The 15,909-nt window shown below is 65.5% G+C and carries 12 protein-coding genes and 1 pseudogene; 6 read left to right on the forward strand and 7 right to left on the reverse strand.

Translation table 11 applies throughout. From position 1 onward, the window contains the following. Positions 1-64: 64 nt before the first annotated feature. The 3 genes and pseudogenes from ligA to AC1AZA_RS00890 all read left to right on the forward strand — a co-directional run. Positions 65-2,785: pseudogene (ligA, locus tag AC1AZA_RS00880) on the forward strand (NAD-dependent DNA ligase LigA); the annotation flags it as partial. Positions 2,786-3,077: 292 nt separating this feature from the next. Beyond that, positions 3,078-4,205, forward strand: coding sequence for an Mrp/NBP35 family ATP-binding protein (locus AC1AZA_RS00885; RefSeq protein ID WP_476512866.1), 1,128 nt, complete (start codon positions 3,078-3,080; stop codon positions 4,203-4,205). A gap of 278 nt (positions 4,206-4,483) precedes the next feature. Further along, positions 4,484-5,326, forward strand: a complete 843-nt coding sequence (locus AC1AZA_RS00890) for a sugar phosphate isomerase/epimerase family protein (RefSeq protein ID WP_476512867.1) — start codon at positions 4,484-4,486, stop codon at positions 5,324-5,326. A gap of 135 nt (positions 5,327-5,461) precedes the next feature. Here AC1AZA_RS00890 and AC1AZA_RS00895 read toward each other — a convergent pair whose 3' ends face one another. Next, positions 5,462-7,099: an ATP-binding cassette domain-containing protein gene (locus AC1AZA_RS00895; RefSeq protein WP_476512868.1), complete on the reverse strand. Its 1,638-nt coding sequence runs from the start codon at positions 7,097-7,099 to the stop codon at positions 5,462-5,464. Between the two features lie 389 nt (positions 7,100-7,488). On the opposite strand from AC1AZA_RS00895, the gene AC1AZA_RS00900 reads away from it, so the two are divergent. Next, positions 7,489-8,337, forward strand: coding sequence for an endonuclease domain-containing protein (locus tag AC1AZA_RS00900; RefSeq protein ID WP_476512869.1), 849 nt, complete (start codon positions 7,489-7,491; stop codon positions 8,335-8,337). Positions 8,338-8,513: 176 nt separating this feature from the next. Here AC1AZA_RS00900 and AC1AZA_RS00905 read toward each other — a convergent pair whose 3' ends face one another. The 3 genes from AC1AZA_RS00905 to AC1AZA_RS00915 all read right to left on the reverse strand — a co-directional run bounded on the left by AC1AZA_RS00905 (position 8,514) and on the right by AC1AZA_RS00915 (position 12,777). Beyond that, entirely contained in the window at positions 8,514-9,578 is a 1,065-nt protein-coding gene (locus AC1AZA_RS00905; protein ID WP_476512870.1) for an alpha/beta hydrolase, read from the reverse strand. A 184-nt stretch (positions 9,579-9,762) separates the two neighbouring features. Continuing rightward, positions 9,763-11,316 (reverse strand): carboxylesterase/lipase family protein, encoded by a 1,554-nt coding sequence (locus AC1AZA_RS00910; RefSeq protein WP_476512871.1) that lies wholly within the window; start codon positions 11,314-11,316, stop codon positions 9,763-9,765. A gap of 156 nt (positions 11,317-11,472) precedes the next feature. Continuing rightward, complete coding sequence (locus AC1AZA_RS00915) at positions 11,473-12,777, reverse strand: ABC transporter substrate-binding protein (protein WP_476512872.1); 1,305 nt, start codon at positions 12,775-12,777, stop codon at positions 11,473-11,475. Between the two features lie 389 nt (positions 12,778-13,166). Between AC1AZA_RS00915 and AC1AZA_RS00920 the strand changes: the two genes are divergently transcribed. Further along, the gene (locus AC1AZA_RS00920) at positions 13,167-13,442 is read left to right on the forward strand and encodes an AbrB/MazE/SpoVT family DNA-binding domain-containing protein (RefSeq protein WP_476512873.1); all 276 of its coding nucleotides are present in this window, start codon (positions 13,167-13,169) and stop codon (positions 13,440-13,442) included. A gap of 11 nt (positions 13,443-13,453) precedes the next feature. Next, positions 13,454-13,849 carry a putative toxin-antitoxin system toxin component, PIN family gene (locus AC1AZA_RS00925; protein ID WP_476512874.1) on the forward strand — a complete coding sequence of 132 codons (396 nt, stop codon included), beginning with the start codon at positions 13,454-13,456 and terminating at the stop codon, positions 13,847-13,849. A gap of 290 nt (positions 13,850-14,139) precedes the next feature. Here the strand turns inward: AC1AZA_RS00925 and AC1AZA_RS00930 are convergent, their stop codons facing one another. The 3 genes from AC1AZA_RS00930 to AC1AZA_RS00940 all read right to left on the reverse strand — a co-directional run bounded on the left by AC1AZA_RS00930 (position 14,140) and on the right by AC1AZA_RS00940 (position 15,901). Further along, positions 14,140-14,364 carry a hypothetical protein gene (locus AC1AZA_RS00930; RefSeq protein ID WP_476512875.1) on the reverse strand — a complete coding sequence of 75 codons (225 nt, stop codon included), beginning with the start codon at positions 14,362-14,364 and terminating at the stop codon, positions 14,140-14,142. After that, positions 14,361-15,614, reverse strand: coding sequence for a Fic family protein (locus AC1AZA_RS00935; protein WP_476512876.1), 1,254 nt, complete (start codon positions 15,612-15,614; stop codon positions 14,361-14,363). Before AC1AZA_RS00935 ends, AC1AZA_RS00930 begins: the two co-directional genes overlap by 4 nt. Positions 15,615-15,745: 131 nt before the next feature. Next, on the reverse strand, positions 15,746-15,901 hold the full coding sequence (locus tag AC1AZA_RS00940; RefSeq protein WP_476512877.1) for a hypothetical protein: 156 nt from the start codon (positions 15,899-15,901) through the stop codon (positions 15,746-15,748). Positions 15,902-15,909 lie beyond the last annotated feature (8 nt).

The raw sequence follows: 15,909 nt of genomic DNA on the forward strand, positions 1-15,909 counted from the left end.
TCGCAGCAGGCCGGGATATGACGACCGGGGCATAACGGCCAGCCGCCCCGCTACCATGGCAACCATGCAACAGGAACATCGCGAAGAACGGCACGACGGCGGGAACGAACAGCTCGCATGGGACCTCGACGGCGTCACGGGCGGCACTGCGGGCGAGGGTCCCGCAGTGGGCGTGGACCCGGTCGAGGACACGGGCGCGGCCGCCTACGCGCCGGGCAGCGCGCGCTGGATCGCCGCCCTCGCGCCCACCGACGCGGACGCCATGCGCCTCGACCGGCTCGACGTGGCCGCGCTCGGCAGCGAGGAGGCAGCCCGCCTGTGGGCCAAGGTGGCCGCATGGGTGGAATCCGACCAGATCGCCTACTACATCGACGACGCTCCCGTCAGCTCCGACGCCGCCTACGACGCCCGCATGCGCTGCCTGACGCGCCTCGAGGCCGAATTCCCCTCACTCGACACCCCCCAGTCGCCCACCAAGCGCGTGGGCGGCACGTTCTCCAACGAGTTCGCCTCCGTGCGCCACCCCAGCCGCATGATGAGTCTGGACGACGTGTTCTCCGTGGAGGAGCTGCGCGACTGGTACGACTCCGTGCTGCGCGACCTCGACTGGCCCGACGGCAAGCCCCTGCCCATGAGTTGCGAGGTCAAGATCGACGGTCTGGCCCTGAACCTCATCTACCGGGGCGGCACGCTCGAACAGGGCCTCACCCGCGGCGACGGCGTGACCGGCGAGGACATCACCATGAACGTGCGCACCATCGGCTCCATCCCCGCCACGCTCGGCGGCGAGCCGGGGGACATCCCCGACTTCGTGGAGATCCGCGGCGAAGTGTTCATGCGCTGGGACGACTTCCGCACCCTCAACGACCAGCAGGAGGACGCCGGCCGCGCCCCGTTCGCCAATCCGCGCAACGCCGCCGCCGGGTCCCTCAGGCAGAAGGACCCGCGCATCACCGCCACCCGCCGGCTCAGCTTCTACGCGCACGGCATCGGCCGGCTCGACTGGGGCGCCGACCATCCCGCCGGCACGCACGACACAGTGAACGAACAGTCCGAGGCCTATGCGCTGTACGCCAAATGGGGCATTCCCGTCTCCCCGCACAACCGGTCCGTCACCTCGTTCGGCGAGATCCTCGACATGATCGACTACTACGGCGAGCACCGAGGGGACATCGAGCATGCGCTCGACGGCATCGTCGTCAAGGTGGACGATCTGGCGCTCCAACGCACGCTCGGCGCCACGTCGCGCGCGCCGCGCTGGGCCATCGCCTACAAGTACCCGCCCGAGGAGGTCAACACCGAGCTGACGGACATCACCGTGCAGGTGGGCCGCACCGGGCGCGTTACTCCGGTCGCCGTCCTCAAGCCCGTGTATGTGGCCGGCTCGACCGTGGCGCGCACCACCCTGCACAACGCCTTCGAGGTCAAGCGCAAGGGCGTGCTCATCGGGGACACCGTCGTGGTGCGCAAGGCCGGGGACGTGATCCCCGAACTCGTCGGCCCGGTGCTCGAACGCCGCCGCGGACGCGAGGACACGCTGCGCGAGTTCGTCATGCCCACGCACTGCCCGTCCTGCGGCGCCGAACTCGCCCCCGCCAAGGAGGGCGACAAGGACATCCGCTGCCCCAACGTGGAATCCTGCCCCGCCCAGCTCGCCGAACGCATCATCAACCTCGCCTCGCGCAAGGCGTTCGACATCGAGCACCTCGGCGACCAGTCCGCGATCGCCCTGACCAACCCGGAGGAGAACCGGCCCGATTCCCCGGACACCTACGCGCCGAACGTGACCGAGATCGTCGTCGGACCCGGCGAGGAGCCCGAACCCTACGTGCCCGCGCCGGGCCTCGAACTGCCGCCCGTGCAGACGCCCGCGCTCTCCAGCGAGGCGGGCCTGTTCGCCCTGAACGCCAAGGACCTCAAGGACGTGCGCGTGTGGCGCGAGGCGCAGATCGTGGAGGTGCGCGAAACCGTTGGGGACAACGGCCGGCCGCGCAAGGTGCGCCGGCACGTGGGCGGCTCCGGACTGTGGCATCAGGTGCCCGCCTTCTGGACGGCCCCCACCGCCGCGAGGAAGACGAAGGCCTCGGGGGATGCGGGCGGGAGCGGCGAGACGCCGGCCGGCCCGTACCCTGGCTACGACGTGCCCGCTGACGCCGAAGTGGTACGCGTCGATCGCAAGACCACCCGAAACGGCACCGTCGAAGTGCCCGTCTACGTGCGCCCGGGCGAGAACACGCGCAAGATGTTCGACGAAATGGACAAGGCCCGCCACGCCGACCTGTGGCGCGTGCTCGTCGCCCTGTCCATCCGCAGGCTCGGCCCGCCCACCGCGCGGCTCATCGCCACCGCGTTCGGTTCGCTCGACGCCATCGAACACGCCAGTGCGGAGGAACTGTCCGCCATCGACGGCATCGGGCCGGAGATCGCCGAATCCGTGGTGAACTGGTTCGCCGCGGCCCGCACGCCCGGCGATTGGCGGGGCGACGTGCTTGACGCCTGGCGGCGGGCCGGCGTGGGCGTCGGACACGCCGAATCCAGCGGGCTGCTGCAGACGCTGGCCGGCAGGACGGTCGTCGTCACCGGCTCGCTGGATGGCTATTCGCGCGATTCGGCCAAGGAGGCGATCATCGCGCGCGGTGGCAAGGCGGCCGGGTCGGTGAGTAAAAGGACCGACTGGGTGGTCGTGGGCGCGAACGCAGGTTCCAAGGCCGCCAAGGCGGAGGAGCTCGGCATCCCCATGCTGAACGAATCCCAATTCGCGCTGCTGCTGGAGACCGGTTCGCCCACAGGGGAACCGCCGGAGGAGGAAAACCCGGGGGAGAATCCGGGGGAGGAGCACGTGGAGGAGACCGCGGAGGCGTAGCGGCGCGGCGCGGTTCACGCCGGTATGCGTGGCATGCAACCGGCGGCTGGCTGTGGGCGACGGCGGGTGATGGCACGTGGTGCGGCTGGCTGCGGCCGTCCCCTGTTCGGACGGTCGCCCGGTGTCACCCACACCGCCCCGGCATGACTCTGGCATGACTCTGGCATGCCGCGCCACCGCACGCTAGGCTGGTACCCGGCAAAAAGGAGGACGCATGACAGAAACCCGACCCGCAGGACACATCGAAGCGCAGATCTACGATCGGCTCAGCCGCGTCATCGACCCGGAGCTGGGCCGATCGGTCACCGATCTGGGCATGATCGCCGCCATCGACGCCATTCCGACCGATAATGGCACCGAGCACCGCTACGACGTCACCGTGCACGTGGAGCTCACGGTCCCCGGCTGCCCGCTGTCGGAAACGATCACCAACCAGATCAACGGCGCCATCGCCTCCTACCCGGACGCCACGCTCGTCCCGCACATCGAGGTCGGCACCATGAGCCGTGACAAGCTCGATACCCTCGTGGCGGATCTCAAGGCCGAACGCCGGCAGAACCCGTTCAACAAGCCCGGCACCAAGACGCGCATCTTCGCCATCGCCTCCGGCAAGGGCGGCGTGGGCAAGTCGTCCGTCACCGCGAACCTCGCCGCCACGTTTGCGGCCCTCGGCTACAACACCGCCGCCATCGACGCGGACATCTACGGCTTCTCCCTGCCCAAGCTGTTCGGCGTGACCACCCAGCCCACCAACCTGAACGGCATGCTCATGCCCGTCACCGCGTGGGGCGTCAAGCTCATCTCCATCGGCATGTTCGCCGGCGCCGACCGGGCCATCCTGTGGCGCGGACCGCGCCTGCAGCGCTCCCTCGAGCAGTTCCTCTCCGACGTGTGGTGGGGCGAGCCGGACGTGCTGCTGCTCGACCTCGCGCCCGGCACCGGGGACATGGCCATCTCCGTGGCGCAGGCACTGCCCAACGCGGAACTCGTGGTGGTGACCACGCCGCAGCCGTCCGCCTCGGACGTGGCCGTGCGAAGCGGACTGGTGGCCCTGCAGGTGCCCATGAAGGTGCGTGGTGTGGTGGAGAACATGAGCTACTACGAGCACAAGGGCGAACGGTTGGAGATCTTCGGGAGCGGCGGCGGCGAACGCGTGAGCGCCCAGCTCACCGCTGCGCTCGGCTACGATGTGCCCCTGCTCGCCACGCTGCCGCTGGTGCCCGAGGTGCGCGAAGTGGGGGAGTCCGGCCGCCCGGCCGTATTGACGCCGCAGGGTGCGCTCGCCGCCACGCCGGTCGCCGGCGAATTCGCCAAACTGGCCAGGCGGCTCATGGCTCTGTGACGATCGGAGCGTCGTCCGTCGTGCCGGCCGGTGCCGGGCTGCCGGGTTGCCGGGTTGGACAGCGGGCTTTGCCTGTCCGTCAGGAGTGTCGGGGCCGTCGGGCCTGCCTGGTCTGTCGGGGTCCGTCGCATTGAGCCGGACATCTGGACTGCCCATCTGAGCCGGTCATGAATGCATAGCTATTCCGCAACAACTGCGATCTCTTGCGTGTTCCATGCGTCTTGGCTGTCGTACGATGTGATGCGTATACACGTTGTCAACGGGGACAGGAGACCATCATGATCAATTTCGGAGCGCGCGGCCACGACGTCACGTGGGCCAAGACCCCCGAGCAGCTCGCACAAGGGCTGGCCGGCTACGGCGTGCACAACGTCCAGCTCGCCCTGCCCAAATCCTTCCCGGCATGGTCCGGCGCCGATGCCATCAACCCCGGCATGGGCCTGCATTTCCGCCGCGTCATGGCGGAGCACGGCGTGGACATCGCCGTCATGGGATGCTACTTCAACATGACCCACCCGGATCCGGATGAGCGCGAGGCGGGGCTTCGCCGCTTCGAGGCATATCTGGCCAATGCGCGGTTCTTCGGCGCTCCCGTCGTGGCCTCCGAAACCGGGTCGGTTTTCCCCGGTCCGGGACAGTTCACCGAGAGGAACTTCACCGAGGAGATGTACCAGGAGGCGCTGGCTTCCATACGCCGGCTCGTCGCCGCAGGCGAGCGGTTCGGTACCGTCGTGGGCGTGGAGCCCGGCGCCAACCATCCCATCCACGACATCGAAACCACCGTCAGGCTGCTCAACGACGTAGATTCGCCATACCTGGGCATCGTCCTCGACCCGACGGCCTGCACCACGCCAAACGGATTCACCTGCGACGGGTCGGATCAGGTGACGTTCACCCGGCACGCATTCGATGCATTCGGCGACCGCGTGGTGGCCGTGCACATCGACGACTTCACGACGGACGCCTCGGGCATCCATCGCTGCAACGTGGATGAAGGCACCATGGACGTGGCCGGAATCCTGCGCATCGTGGCGAAGCGCCGCCCGCTGGTGCCGGTCATCCTCGAACAGACCACCGACGAGGCCATCGCCAGGGCCGTGCAGCGGTATGGGAATCTCTGACGGACGATTATCGGTTCACGCGATATTTTGCGATTCAACTTGTGAACCGGAATTCATGGTAGGTTTTGCGGGCGGAACCTTGGAATGAAGCCAAAATGCGTGTGCGGTCGGGTTCGCATCTGTGCGTTTTCCGGTTCACAAGATTTTCGGCAAGTCATCGTGTGAACCGGAATTCATCAGCAGTGCGTCATGGGTCGCCACGATCACCGCTCCGGGGAAGTCCCGCAGCATCCGTGCCAGCGCCTCCTTGGAATGCAGGTCCAAATGGTTGGTCGGCTCGTCCATCACGATGAGCTGCACGCCGCGGACCGTGGCCAACGCCAGCATGAGCTTGCGCAGTTCCCCCGGCGAGGGGTTGCCACCGTCGATCAGTCTGTCCGGATCGGCGTTGAGCCTCGCGTAGGCGGCCAGAGCCCGGGCACGCTTCTCCGGCGCAAGTCCGGCGAGCTTCGCCATTGCCGCTCGTGCGGCATCGGCTCCCACCCGTTGGCCGATCGTCAGCGTCGGGATGATGTTCCCCGCACCGGCGATGCCCTCGCGTCCGGTGATTCCCATGTTGCCGTCCTCGGGTGCCGTTCGACGTAGCTCAAGCTTCTCCGCCATGGTTCGCAACAGCGTGGTCTTGCCCAAGCCGTTCGGGCCGGTGAGCGTGATGTGATCCCGCGGGCCCACGCTCAGCTCCGGAACGAGCAGACTGTCGCCGTCCGGGTCGGTCTCCTCGAGCGTCCATACGCCGTTCCGCCCGACGGCAAGCCTTGCGCGAGGCGTCACGGATGCGGCGCCTGCGGTCCTGTACCGCAACACTCCAGCCGCCACGTGGATCAGTTCCCTGCGGTAGCTCGGTTCCGCTCCCATCCACACATCCCCGTCATACCGTTTCGCCGCCACGGACAGGGATTGCACCGCACGCCGGGCCGCATCCAGCCGGCCGTCGAGCTGCGCCGCAGACCGGGAGGCCGCCGTTCCCAGACTCGGCTTGCCGTACTTGAGACGGGCGCGCGCATCATGGTCCTTGGGATCGATCCGGCTGCCGCGGGCCTTGCCCGAGTCGAGGCTGCGCGCGTGCTCGGCCCGCTTCGTCCGTATCCCGGCGAGCCGACGCTCCGTACGGTGCGCCTCGTCCAAGGCTGCGGCATCGCGTGCGACATCGGTTTCCCGCTGTGCCGACGACTGCGCGTAGCCGCCCTGGTACGCCGCTGCCACGGTGACGTTGCGCCCGCGTACATGCCGCCGTTCCAACATCACGCAACGCGAACACGTCGCATCGATGAGCGCAGTATCGTGCGAGATCAGGATCCCGATGCCGTCGAACGCCTTCATGGCCGCGCAGATCGCATCCCGCGCCCGGGCGTCCACGTGGTTCGTCGGCTCGTCCAGTACCAGCACGTCCGGGCGGTTCGCGAACGCGCAGGCCAATTGCAGACGCTTCGCTTCCCCTCCGGACAGGGTGGACCATCGCCAGCACCAGTCGCCGGCGATGCCAAGCGCATTGCGGACCGCCTGTGTTTCGGGCGACCAGTCCGCGGCGAAATCGTCGAGGTTCGCCGGAGGGTCATCGATGCGCTGCGGACAGAATGCGGCGGCATACGAGTGCGGTGAGGGGCGGACGCTGCCCGAATCGGGGCGCAGCGAACCCAGTGTCAGCCGGGCCAGCGTGGTCTTGCCGATGCCGTTGTCTCCGAGCAGCGCGGTCCAGCCACGCGTGAACTGGGCGGACACGTCCTCGAACAGCGGGATCGATGCGGAGGGATAGGTGAAATCGACGTGATGCATGGTCAATGCGGATATCATTCCAGCTCGTTTCGACGTTGGCGCACTGCCGGAATCACGCTGCCTTGCGTGCATGCGATCTGACGACGATAGACGGATGCGGCAGCGCGCCCTCGAGCGCACGGTCCACGTCGCCTATCACATCACCAAGATCCGCGCCACGTCCTTTCGCTTCGACGCATCGACGGCCACAGCATAGCACGGGATTTCCGCTGCGGGCAACGCGCCGGCGGGGACTCCGTCCACCGCATGCTCCGCAACCCGCCCGCCGCCGTGTACATCCGGTCGGCCGGCTGTGGACGACACGCCCGGCCGGTGGATAACCGGGCACGTTCGACCACATGACCCCGAAACCCTGCGGCCGTCCGCGCCAGGTGCCGTACGGTGGGCTCATGGCAGACACCTCAGCGTCATCATCCTTCATGCTGCGCGAAGCGAAGCTGCGCAGCGGCGAACAGTTCGCGGCATGCAGCCGTGCGACCCTGCTCATGGACATCACGCCCACGTTCTCCCACACCACCGCACTGCAATACCAAGGAGTGGCGGTACCCGACGACTGCACGCTCCCGTCCGGACTGCACATCTCGTTCGAGAACCGCGGCGCCCGCCGCCGCTTCGACGGCACGCACGCGCATTACTGGAGCGGCGATTTCCAAGTCACGCTCGACGAGCGGGGTGGGTTCTATATCGCCAATCCGGCCATGGCCTGGGCGCAGATGGCCGCGCACGTGAGTGAGGAAAGCCTGATGGTCATCGGCGGGGCACTCATCTGCCGCGACCCGGCGCGCAAGATGGCGACTCTGCAGGATCTGCGGCGATACGTCACGGACAACCGGGGTTTCAAGGGCCGTCGGCAATGCGAGTCCGTACTGCCGTTGCTGGTGGAGAACGTGGATTCGCCTCCCGAAACGCGGCTGGTGGCGCTCATTATGAAAGCGGGACTGGGACGGCCTCAGGTGGGCTATCGGGTCGAACTGGCCTCCGGCGGCCATTGCGTGGCCGATGCGGCGTTTCCCGATCTCAGGCTCGACATCGAGTATCAAGGCGCCTACCATGCCGATCCCCTGCAGATGCGGAAGGACATCGAGCGGTGGAACCGGTTGAGGGATGTCGGCTGGGAAATCATGTTCGTCACGGGCGACGACATGCGCACCGAGCAGGCGAGGGCCAGGCTGATCGAGCGAATCCGCTCCATGATGATGCGGCAGGCGGCTCTGCGGGGACTCTCGCTGGTGCTGTAGGGGCGCACAAGTGGTGGTGTAGCCGGCCGATGTAGTCGGCCGGCGGAAAATCCAGTTCACGCGATGTTTTTCGAGTCAACTTGTGAACCGGAATTCATGGTAGGTTTTGCGGGCGGAACCTTGGAATGAAGCCGGAATGCGTGTGCGGTCGGGTTCGCATCCGTGCGCTTTCCGGTTCACAAGATTTTCGACAAGTCATCGTGTGAACCGGAAATGAAGTCCTTCACCGTTTTCCAGTACAGATCGGGGTCCGTGGACGCGCTCATGGCATGTCCTGCTCCGGGGACGAGGAGTTTGCAACGTAGTTTGCTGTTGCAAGCGTTGAAATTGGCATCCAGGAATGAGGGAGGCACGAATGTGTCCGCGGAGCCATGGATGAACAGCATGGGAATGCGGGCGCGGCGAAGTTGCGACACGCTTGAAGCCTGACGGAACCCGTAGCCGGCGCGCATTCGGCAGATGGCGCTCATCACGGCGAGAACCGGCACCGCCATCCACCGCGCAGGCACGTGGTAGAGCGTGAGCGCGTTATCCACGAATTCGTCCCATACCGAGGAATACCCGCAATCCTCCACTGCCGCCATCACGTTGCGGGGCAGATCAGGCTCTCCGGCAGTCATCATCACGGTTGCTGCACCCATGGAAACCCCAAAGAGCAGAATGCGCGCGTTCGGGTCTTCCTTTGCAAGCATGGCCGACCAACATACCAGGTCCCGCCGCTCCAGCCAGCCCATGCCCACGAAGCGCCCTTCGCTCAGTTCGTGGCCGCGTTGCGCCGGAACGAGCACCTCGAACCCCATGAGGGAAAGTCGGTATGCGTATTTGGCCATGTCCTTCGGGCGGGCCGTGTACCCGTGGCAGCAGATCGCATAGCGGTGGGGTGACGGGGATAGCGTGTTTGCAGGCAGCATCCAGCCGTGCAGTTTCAGCCCGTCCTCGCTCATCACGGTGACCGGCCGCCGACGCCGCGCGAACCAGTGTGAAGCATCCCGCTCCTCGTCCGCGTCCAGATGCCGGCCCTCGAGTGCGGCCCCTTTGACCCTGCCGGAGGAGACCAGTTTCATCATGGAGATCGGTGCGCGATTGTCGAGCGAGAAGTGGAACAGGAAGTCTCCGGCCGCCAGTATGACCATTCCGGCAGCGGCGCAAATGGTACCCGCAATGCCTGCAATGCCACCAATGCCTGCAATGCGGCGAATTGCGTTGCGGCGGCGTTGCTTGCAGTGGTTGCATGGTGTCATGGCGGCCCCCTATCTCGTTTTCAGCATAACGCTTCGGCGGGGCGCCGGGGAACCTTAGTCCGAGTCCGTGGGCACACCGATCAATCGCAAGCGGTGGGACTGCGGACTCGGTCATGCGGATCGATTCGGACGATTCGCCGGTGAGCGAGGATCTGCGCGAGGTGTTCCACCTCGACTGAGCCGCTCAGTCTGCGCCGGTGATGCAGTGGTCGGCCACGGCCGCCAGCTCCGAAGGCTTGAGCCAGTTGCGGATCATGGTCGGGTCGCCCTGACCGAACTCCATGGCGCCGCGCGAGCCGGGGGAGTAGCGTTCCCAGCACGGCAGGCCGGTGTTGCCGTTGGGATCCCCGGACGCCGCGAAATTCACCCAATAGCGGCGCATCGTGCGAGACAGATCCCAGTCCGACCCGTCATAGCGTCCGGGATCGCGCATGAGGGCGCTGCCGAACACATAGGGCAGTTCGCTGCCGTGACCGGCATGAGCGTGCGGGTCTCCGCCCGGAATGCGGGAGAACCGGTAGAAGTACGGGCGGACGGAGGTGCGGTCCAGCAGCATGTCGCACATGGCGGCGTTGCCCACGGCGAACAGGTTGTACGTCGCGCGCTCGCGTATGCTGTCGCTGTCGGTGCCTGCGCCCGCATCGCCTCGGCATGCCGCAATATATTCCACGGCCTGTCTGCCGAACGTCCGTTGCGCGTACGCCTCGAGTCCTCGCGGAGAGACGTCGTCCGGCCCGTTGATGAATTCCTCCGCGGCCACGCCCGCCAGCAGATCGCACGGGTTGATGCGCCCGGCGGCGAAGGATTCGGGAATGCCCTGCGTGAGGAATTTCCCATCCACGCAGACCGGGCAGTTGAGCATGAGGTCCCATCCGGTGAACGGCGCGGGACCGTCCAGAAGCGGCGGTTGCTCGATCATCGCCGCCAGCAGTGCGTTCGGCTCGATCGTACGCGCTTGGGTCAAAGACCGCGCACCCAGAACGTCATGCAGGAAGCGTTGGCCGATGCACTGCGCCTCGGCAAGCGTGTTGAGTTTTCGGTTGGCCTGCGCCACGCCCGCGCCGCTCTGGCTGATCGCCCTGCGGAACAGCCCGGCGGACATGGGCGAGCACATATGCGCCACCACGCTGGAGGCTCCGGAGGAGAAGCCGAAGATCGTGACGTTGCCCGGATCGCCGCCGAATGCCGCGATGTTGCGTCGCACCCACTGCAGGGCGAGCTGCTGGTCCAGATAGCCGAAGTTCGCGCATGGTTCGTCGCCGCATTCGGCTGTGAGGTCGGGATGGGAGAAGAACCCGAACACGTTGGTCCGGTAGGCGACGCTGACCACCACCGCACCTTCCCCGGCCAGCCATTCTCCCCGGTAGCGTCCGTCCGCCGTGGAGCCGTACTGGTTACCGCCGCCGTAGAACCACACCATGACCGGCAGGTTCGCATTCGTGTCCATGGATGGCGTCCACACATTGAGATACAGGCAGTCCTCGCTGGTGTCCTCGCCCGCGATGCCCAGCGAGCAGCCGCGCGGATCCTGCGCCGCCGTCGCCTGAATGGGTGCCGGGGCGAATCGCGTGGCGTCCCGGGTGCCGCTCCAGCGGCCGGCCGGACGCGGCGCCCGCCAGCGCAATTCGCCAACCGGAGGCTCGCCGTACGGCACGCCCAGAAACGCGCTGATCCGCTCGTCCGTGCATGCCTGCCCGCGCAGCCTGCCCTGTTCGATCGTTGCAATACGTGGAATCATGGGAATGGTCGTCCTTTCTTGCCTCTGCGTGGATTGGCCTGCGCGGATTGGCCTGCACGTTTTCGGAGAAATCGCCCCGGGCGTCGGGAAGGGGAGCATGGGGAGCATGGGGAACATGCATTGCGCGCCCGGAGCGATGATTCTCATGTCAGCGCGTCACACGGCCGCTTCGTCGATGGCCGCCTGCACCTCGGCAATGAGCTGCTCGGCCGCCTGGTCGGCGGTGATCTTGCCGAACACCACGTTCTGCTGGTAGCGGGAGATCACCTTGTCGAGGTCGGAGGCGCCGGCCGGCATCATTTCGGGGGAGTCGCCGACCTTCTGCTTGTATGCGTCGGTGAAGTCGAGCAGCGTCTTGCTCGGTCCGGTGGCGGTCGCCGCTTGCTCCTTGAACACCGTATTGTTGGCGGGCACGCCGCGTTCGATGCCGTTGGCCTTGCCGGAGGTTTCGCTGTTGACCAGATAGTCGATGAGCATGGCGGCCTCGGCCGGGTGCTCGGTCTTGGATCCCATGGACCAGTACATGCACGGTTTCATGTACGCCCACTTGCCTTGCGAGTCGGACGGCAGCATGTACAGCTTCACGTTGTCCGTGCCGATGGTCTTGGTGTACATGGGCAGCATGTTCGCGTTGATGAACAGCACGGCGGACTTGCCGGTGCCGAATTCGGAGGTTTCGATGTTGGAGCTGTTGTTTTCCGCCCAGCTGTCGGCGCTGCCCACCAGACCCATGTCGATCTGGTCGACCGTGCGCTGGAAGAACGCGGACAGCGTTTCGGGCTTGATGGCGAGCTTGCCGTCCTTGAAGAGCACGTCGCCGTGCTGGCGGGCCCACAGTTCGAGGCAGTACTTGTTGTTCATCATGGTGGCGCCGTGCACCTCGCCGTTGGATTTGTCCACGATCTGCTTTTCGAATGCCTCGAAGTCGTCCCACGTCCAGGTGTCCGTATCCGGCATGTCGATGCCGAGCCGTTCGACGATGTCCATGTTGACGGCCACGCCGAACGGGGTGGTGCCAGTCGGGATGGCGTACAGGGTGCTGTTGCTCTTGCCCATGTCCAGCAGGCCGGCGTCGATGTCGTCCGTGGCGATGCGCCCGGTCTGCGACAGATCGTACAGTGAGCCGTTCGTGGCATAGGAGTTGAGGTACGAACTGTCCATCTGATAGACGTCCGGCATGTTGCCGCCGGCGATCTGCGTGGCGAGCTTGTCCCAGTAGCTGCTCCAGTCGGCGTATTCCATTTCCACGTGGATGTTGGGGTGCTCGGCCTCGAAGCCCTTGACCACTTCCTCGGTGATGCGGACCAGGCTGTCGCCGCCCCACCAGGAGAGTTTCAGCGTCACGTCGCCGGAGGAGGTTTCGTCTGCATTGCCGCCGCCTCCTGCGCCGCATCCGGCGAGCAGCATCGCCATCGATGCCAGGGCCGCGGGAATGGCCATGCGCATGCGCTTGTTCATCATCGAACGTTCCTTTCCTTGGGGGCGACGGGCATCCGGTCGTTTCCGTCCCGATCGTCGTCCGGCGGTTTTCGCCGTCGCGCGAGTCGAGGAGGGGAGTGCCTGGCTGCGTCCGCCGCATGTCAGTGGTTGACAGTGTCTCAGCAGTGAGACCGTTTGGGTGAGATTGTTTGGTGCAACGTTGTACGTTGTACTGAAAAGGTAACGCCGCCCGTGTTCGACTGCGCACTTCGTTGCCATGATTTGCATGGCGGTGCCGGGGCGGATGTAAAACACTCGACGCTACCGAGTTTGTCGCTGCGCTCCGGTGCGGCGGCTTGACCGATGTCATTTCCTGTCGCATCCCGGATAGGGTATGATTGTAAGTAATTCATTACTTAGGGAGGTTTGCTATGAGTGTGGTGATAGATGTCGCGAAGGTGACGGCCAAGGGACAGATCACCATTCCGGCAGACGTGCGCAAGGCCGTCGGCATCCGGGAAGGTGACAAGGTCGTTTTCGTGCGCATGGATGATGGCAGCGTGTCGCTGCGTAGCTCGAACGTCGATGCGTTGGTACGTGCGCAGGCCGGCTTTGACGGCGCGGCCGAGGAAGCGCATTTGCGCGATGAAGAAGATCTGACCGCCCTCGTCAAATCGGTTCGCAGGGAACGCGCCGCTGGGAGATGAGCATGCGTGTGATGATCGACACCAACGTGCTGCTCTCCGCCGTGATCTTCAGATCGTCCAACTCCGTCGGGGTCATGGCGGACGCAGGATGCGGCGACAACACGTTGCTGCTGTCCACCTACACGATCGACGAGGCGCGTGAGGTGGTGACCCGCAAATGGCCGTCGAGGGCCGCGGTGCTTGAGCAGTATCTGTTCGAGTTGAGTTTCGAGACCGTTGTCACCCCGTTGACGCCGAAGCCGGGCCTGTTCGAGATACGCGATCCCCTTGACTATCCAGTGTTGTACTCGGCGATCGTCGGTGCCGCGGACGTGTTCGTGACCGGAGACAAGGACTTCGATGACGTGATAATATCCAGTCCCGTGATCGTCACTCCGAGCGAGTACATGAGCGTCTTCGCTCGGTGAAACGCCATTTGGCTAGTCCCGGTGCCGAATCCGAATACGGGAAGACCCCGGCGGGCAACGCCGAAGCGTGTGCCTTCCGGGGTCTTCCGAACCGGCTGAATTGGGCAGAGGCTACGGTCCCAGCGTGCAGTCAGGGGTCGCGGTCTCGCCGCTTGTTGCGAGAGGAGGCCGCTTGAGGGCGACCGTTTCCAGTACAACTCGTTTGCGCGTGTTTCGGTGTGGAGCGTATGGGGGCAGGCCTGTCTTAGTGGGAACCTAGTGGGAAGTGCTTTCCCGCTAGGACGAGTCAACTAACTTGCATGTAACGGGCGCGTGGCTGTCGTCCGGCAGCGGGCTTCGGGCTGGTGGACGACGACCCCGTAGGCGCGGTGGACGAGTTCGTGCAGGAAGTCGTTCGCGTCGTTCAGTTTGCCGTCCAGTATGGCGCTGGCGACGGTCAGACCGGGCGCGACCTCGTACAGGAGCATGCGCATCGGCCCGTAGTTCAGACGGGCGGGCACCGGCGCCGGGGTCATGATCCGCCTTCCGTCCCGGTGAACGTGCCCCGTGCGGCGGTCGAGAGTGAGTAGAACACAGGCCGCTGCCCCTCGGCGGCGAGCACGCCGTGCCCGGTCAGGGAGTCGAGGGCGTGGTTCACGCGGTCGCGTCCCACGCCCAGGGCCTCGCGCATCTGAATGCGGGTCATCCGGTGCGGGGCGACGCCGAACAGCTCATCCTGCACGAGCATGGCGACGACGTTGCCTTCGTCGTCGCTCCATCCGCTTTCACCGCTCACGCGGTCTATCTCCGAGAGGGCGCGCAGGAGCGCGGAACGTTTGCCGGAAAGGTCTTCGATGATTCGGTTCTGTGCTTCCGCGATGAATTTCAGCATCCTGTAGACGAACAGGCTGGCGTCGCAACGGTTCAGCGGGTGCTGTGCATCCTCGAACGCCTTGTAATACCGGTCTTTGCCATCCGAGATCACAGGGCTGAGACTGATTGCGGTCGGCACGCTCAGATGCTGGCGCAGTTGAAGCGCGAACAGGAAACGTCCCGTGCGCCCGTTGCCGTCGTAGAACGGATGGATGCATTCGAATGTGAAATGGCACAGTGCGGCCCGGATGATGGGCGGCACGTTCCGGTCGCGTGCGAGGCTGAGCCATTGGGTGAGGGCCACTTTGATCTCCGCTTCGGGTGTGACGCCCGTGTGGATGCGTCTTCCGGTGGCTTGGTCGTCGATGTAGACGGGACCTTCCCGGAACAGCACGCCGTCCGGTTCGTCCTCCGTGGCGAGCTCGCCGGCCATGACACGGTCGTAGATTCCCCTGATGTCCCCCAGCGTCGCCGGCATCGCGTATCGCGCGGGGTCGTCGTCGCTCAACGCGAGGAACAGTTTCGCGAATTCCCCGAACCGTGCGTGGTGTGCCTCGCCCTTGGCCGCCTCGAGCGCTTCGCTGATCTCCCTGCGTGTGGAGCGGACTCCCTCGATGCTGTTGGTGGATTGCATCTCCGCCCCGATGAGGTCATACAGGTAGGCGCGGCGGGCGATGGGTGGCAGCGCCTCCCAGAGTTCGGTGACCTTGCCCTCTTTTTCCCTGATGGCGTCCGACAGCGTGGCCATTTCACGGAAGCCCACTGCGAAGACCTCGCGGCCCCGCAGGATAATGCCTGTGCGGAATGTGCTCCACCCGTTGAGCCGACGCTCGTATTCCTCGTCCGCGATCTCGTCCGGCCGTTTCGACGTGCGGCTCATGTGCATGGTCTGTCTGATGGTCTTGTAATCCACGCTATGCGCTCCTTTCGCGTTGAACGGACGTTACAGCCACTATATCAATACTTCTAATAGCCGTTTTTGACGTTTTCGTATCTTAGATACCTGTCATGGTTCCATAAAGGCGGGCAATGCGCCGATACGGCCTATTCCGTCTCGTTCGGGTCCGGATCGAACTCGTACCCGTCCTCGCAGGCGGCGAGGCTCATGGGATCGGCATGGAGCAGACGGAGGGTCGCATCGACGTCGACCTGCTCACGGGCGGCTGTCGCGGCAAGAGTCGGCAGGGAAGGGGAGAGCATTCGCGGAT

It is taken from the genome of Bifidobacterium sp. LH_389 (genome assembly GCF_056357235.1).

What these genes read in the sequence shown, in the direction of transcription:
- AC1AZA_RS00925 (WP_476512874.1), top strand. Translation starts at nt 13,454, where the DNA reads ATGATCGACACCAACGTGCTGCTCTCCGCCGTGATCTTCAGATCGTCC.
- AC1AZA_RS00905 (WP_476512870.1), bottom strand. Translation starts at nt 9,578, where the DNA reads ATGACACCATGCAACCACTGCAAGCAACGCCGCCGCAACGCAATTCGC.
- AC1AZA_RS00900 (WP_476512869.1), top strand. Translation starts at nt 7,489, where the DNA reads ATGGCAGACACCTCAGCGTCATCATCCTTCATGCTGCGCGAAGCGAAG.
- AC1AZA_RS00930 (WP_476512875.1), bottom strand. Translation starts at nt 14,364, where the DNA reads ATGACCCCGGCGCCGGTGCCCGCCCGTCTGAACTACGGGCCGATGCGC.
- AC1AZA_RS00890 (WP_476512867.1), top strand. Translation starts at nt 4,484, where the DNA reads ATGATCAATTTCGGAGCGCGCGGCCACGACGTCACGTGGGCCAAGACC.
- AC1AZA_RS00895 (WP_476512868.1), bottom strand. Translation starts at nt 7,099, where the DNA reads ATGCATCACGTCGATTTCACCTATCCCTCCGCATCGATCCCGCTGTTC.
- AC1AZA_RS00910 (WP_476512871.1), bottom strand. Translation starts at nt 11,316, where the DNA reads ATGATTCCACGTATTGCAACGATCGAACAGGGCAGGCTGCGCGGGCAG.
- AC1AZA_RS00920 (WP_476512873.1), top strand. Translation starts at nt 13,167, where the DNA reads ATGAGTGTGGTGATAGATGTCGCGAAGGTGACGGCCAAGGGACAGATC.
- AC1AZA_RS00885 (WP_476512866.1), top strand. Translation starts at nt 3,078, where the DNA reads ATGACAGAAACCCGACCCGCAGGACACATCGAAGCGCAGATCTACGAT.
- AC1AZA_RS00940 (WP_476512877.1), bottom strand. Translation starts at nt 15,901, where the DNA reads ATGCTCTCCCCTTCCCTGCCGACTCTTGCCGCGACAGCCGCCCGTGAG.
- AC1AZA_RS00915 (WP_476512872.1), bottom strand. Translation starts at nt 12,777, where the DNA reads ATGATGAACAAGCGCATGCGCATGGCCATTCCCGCGGCCCTGGCATCG.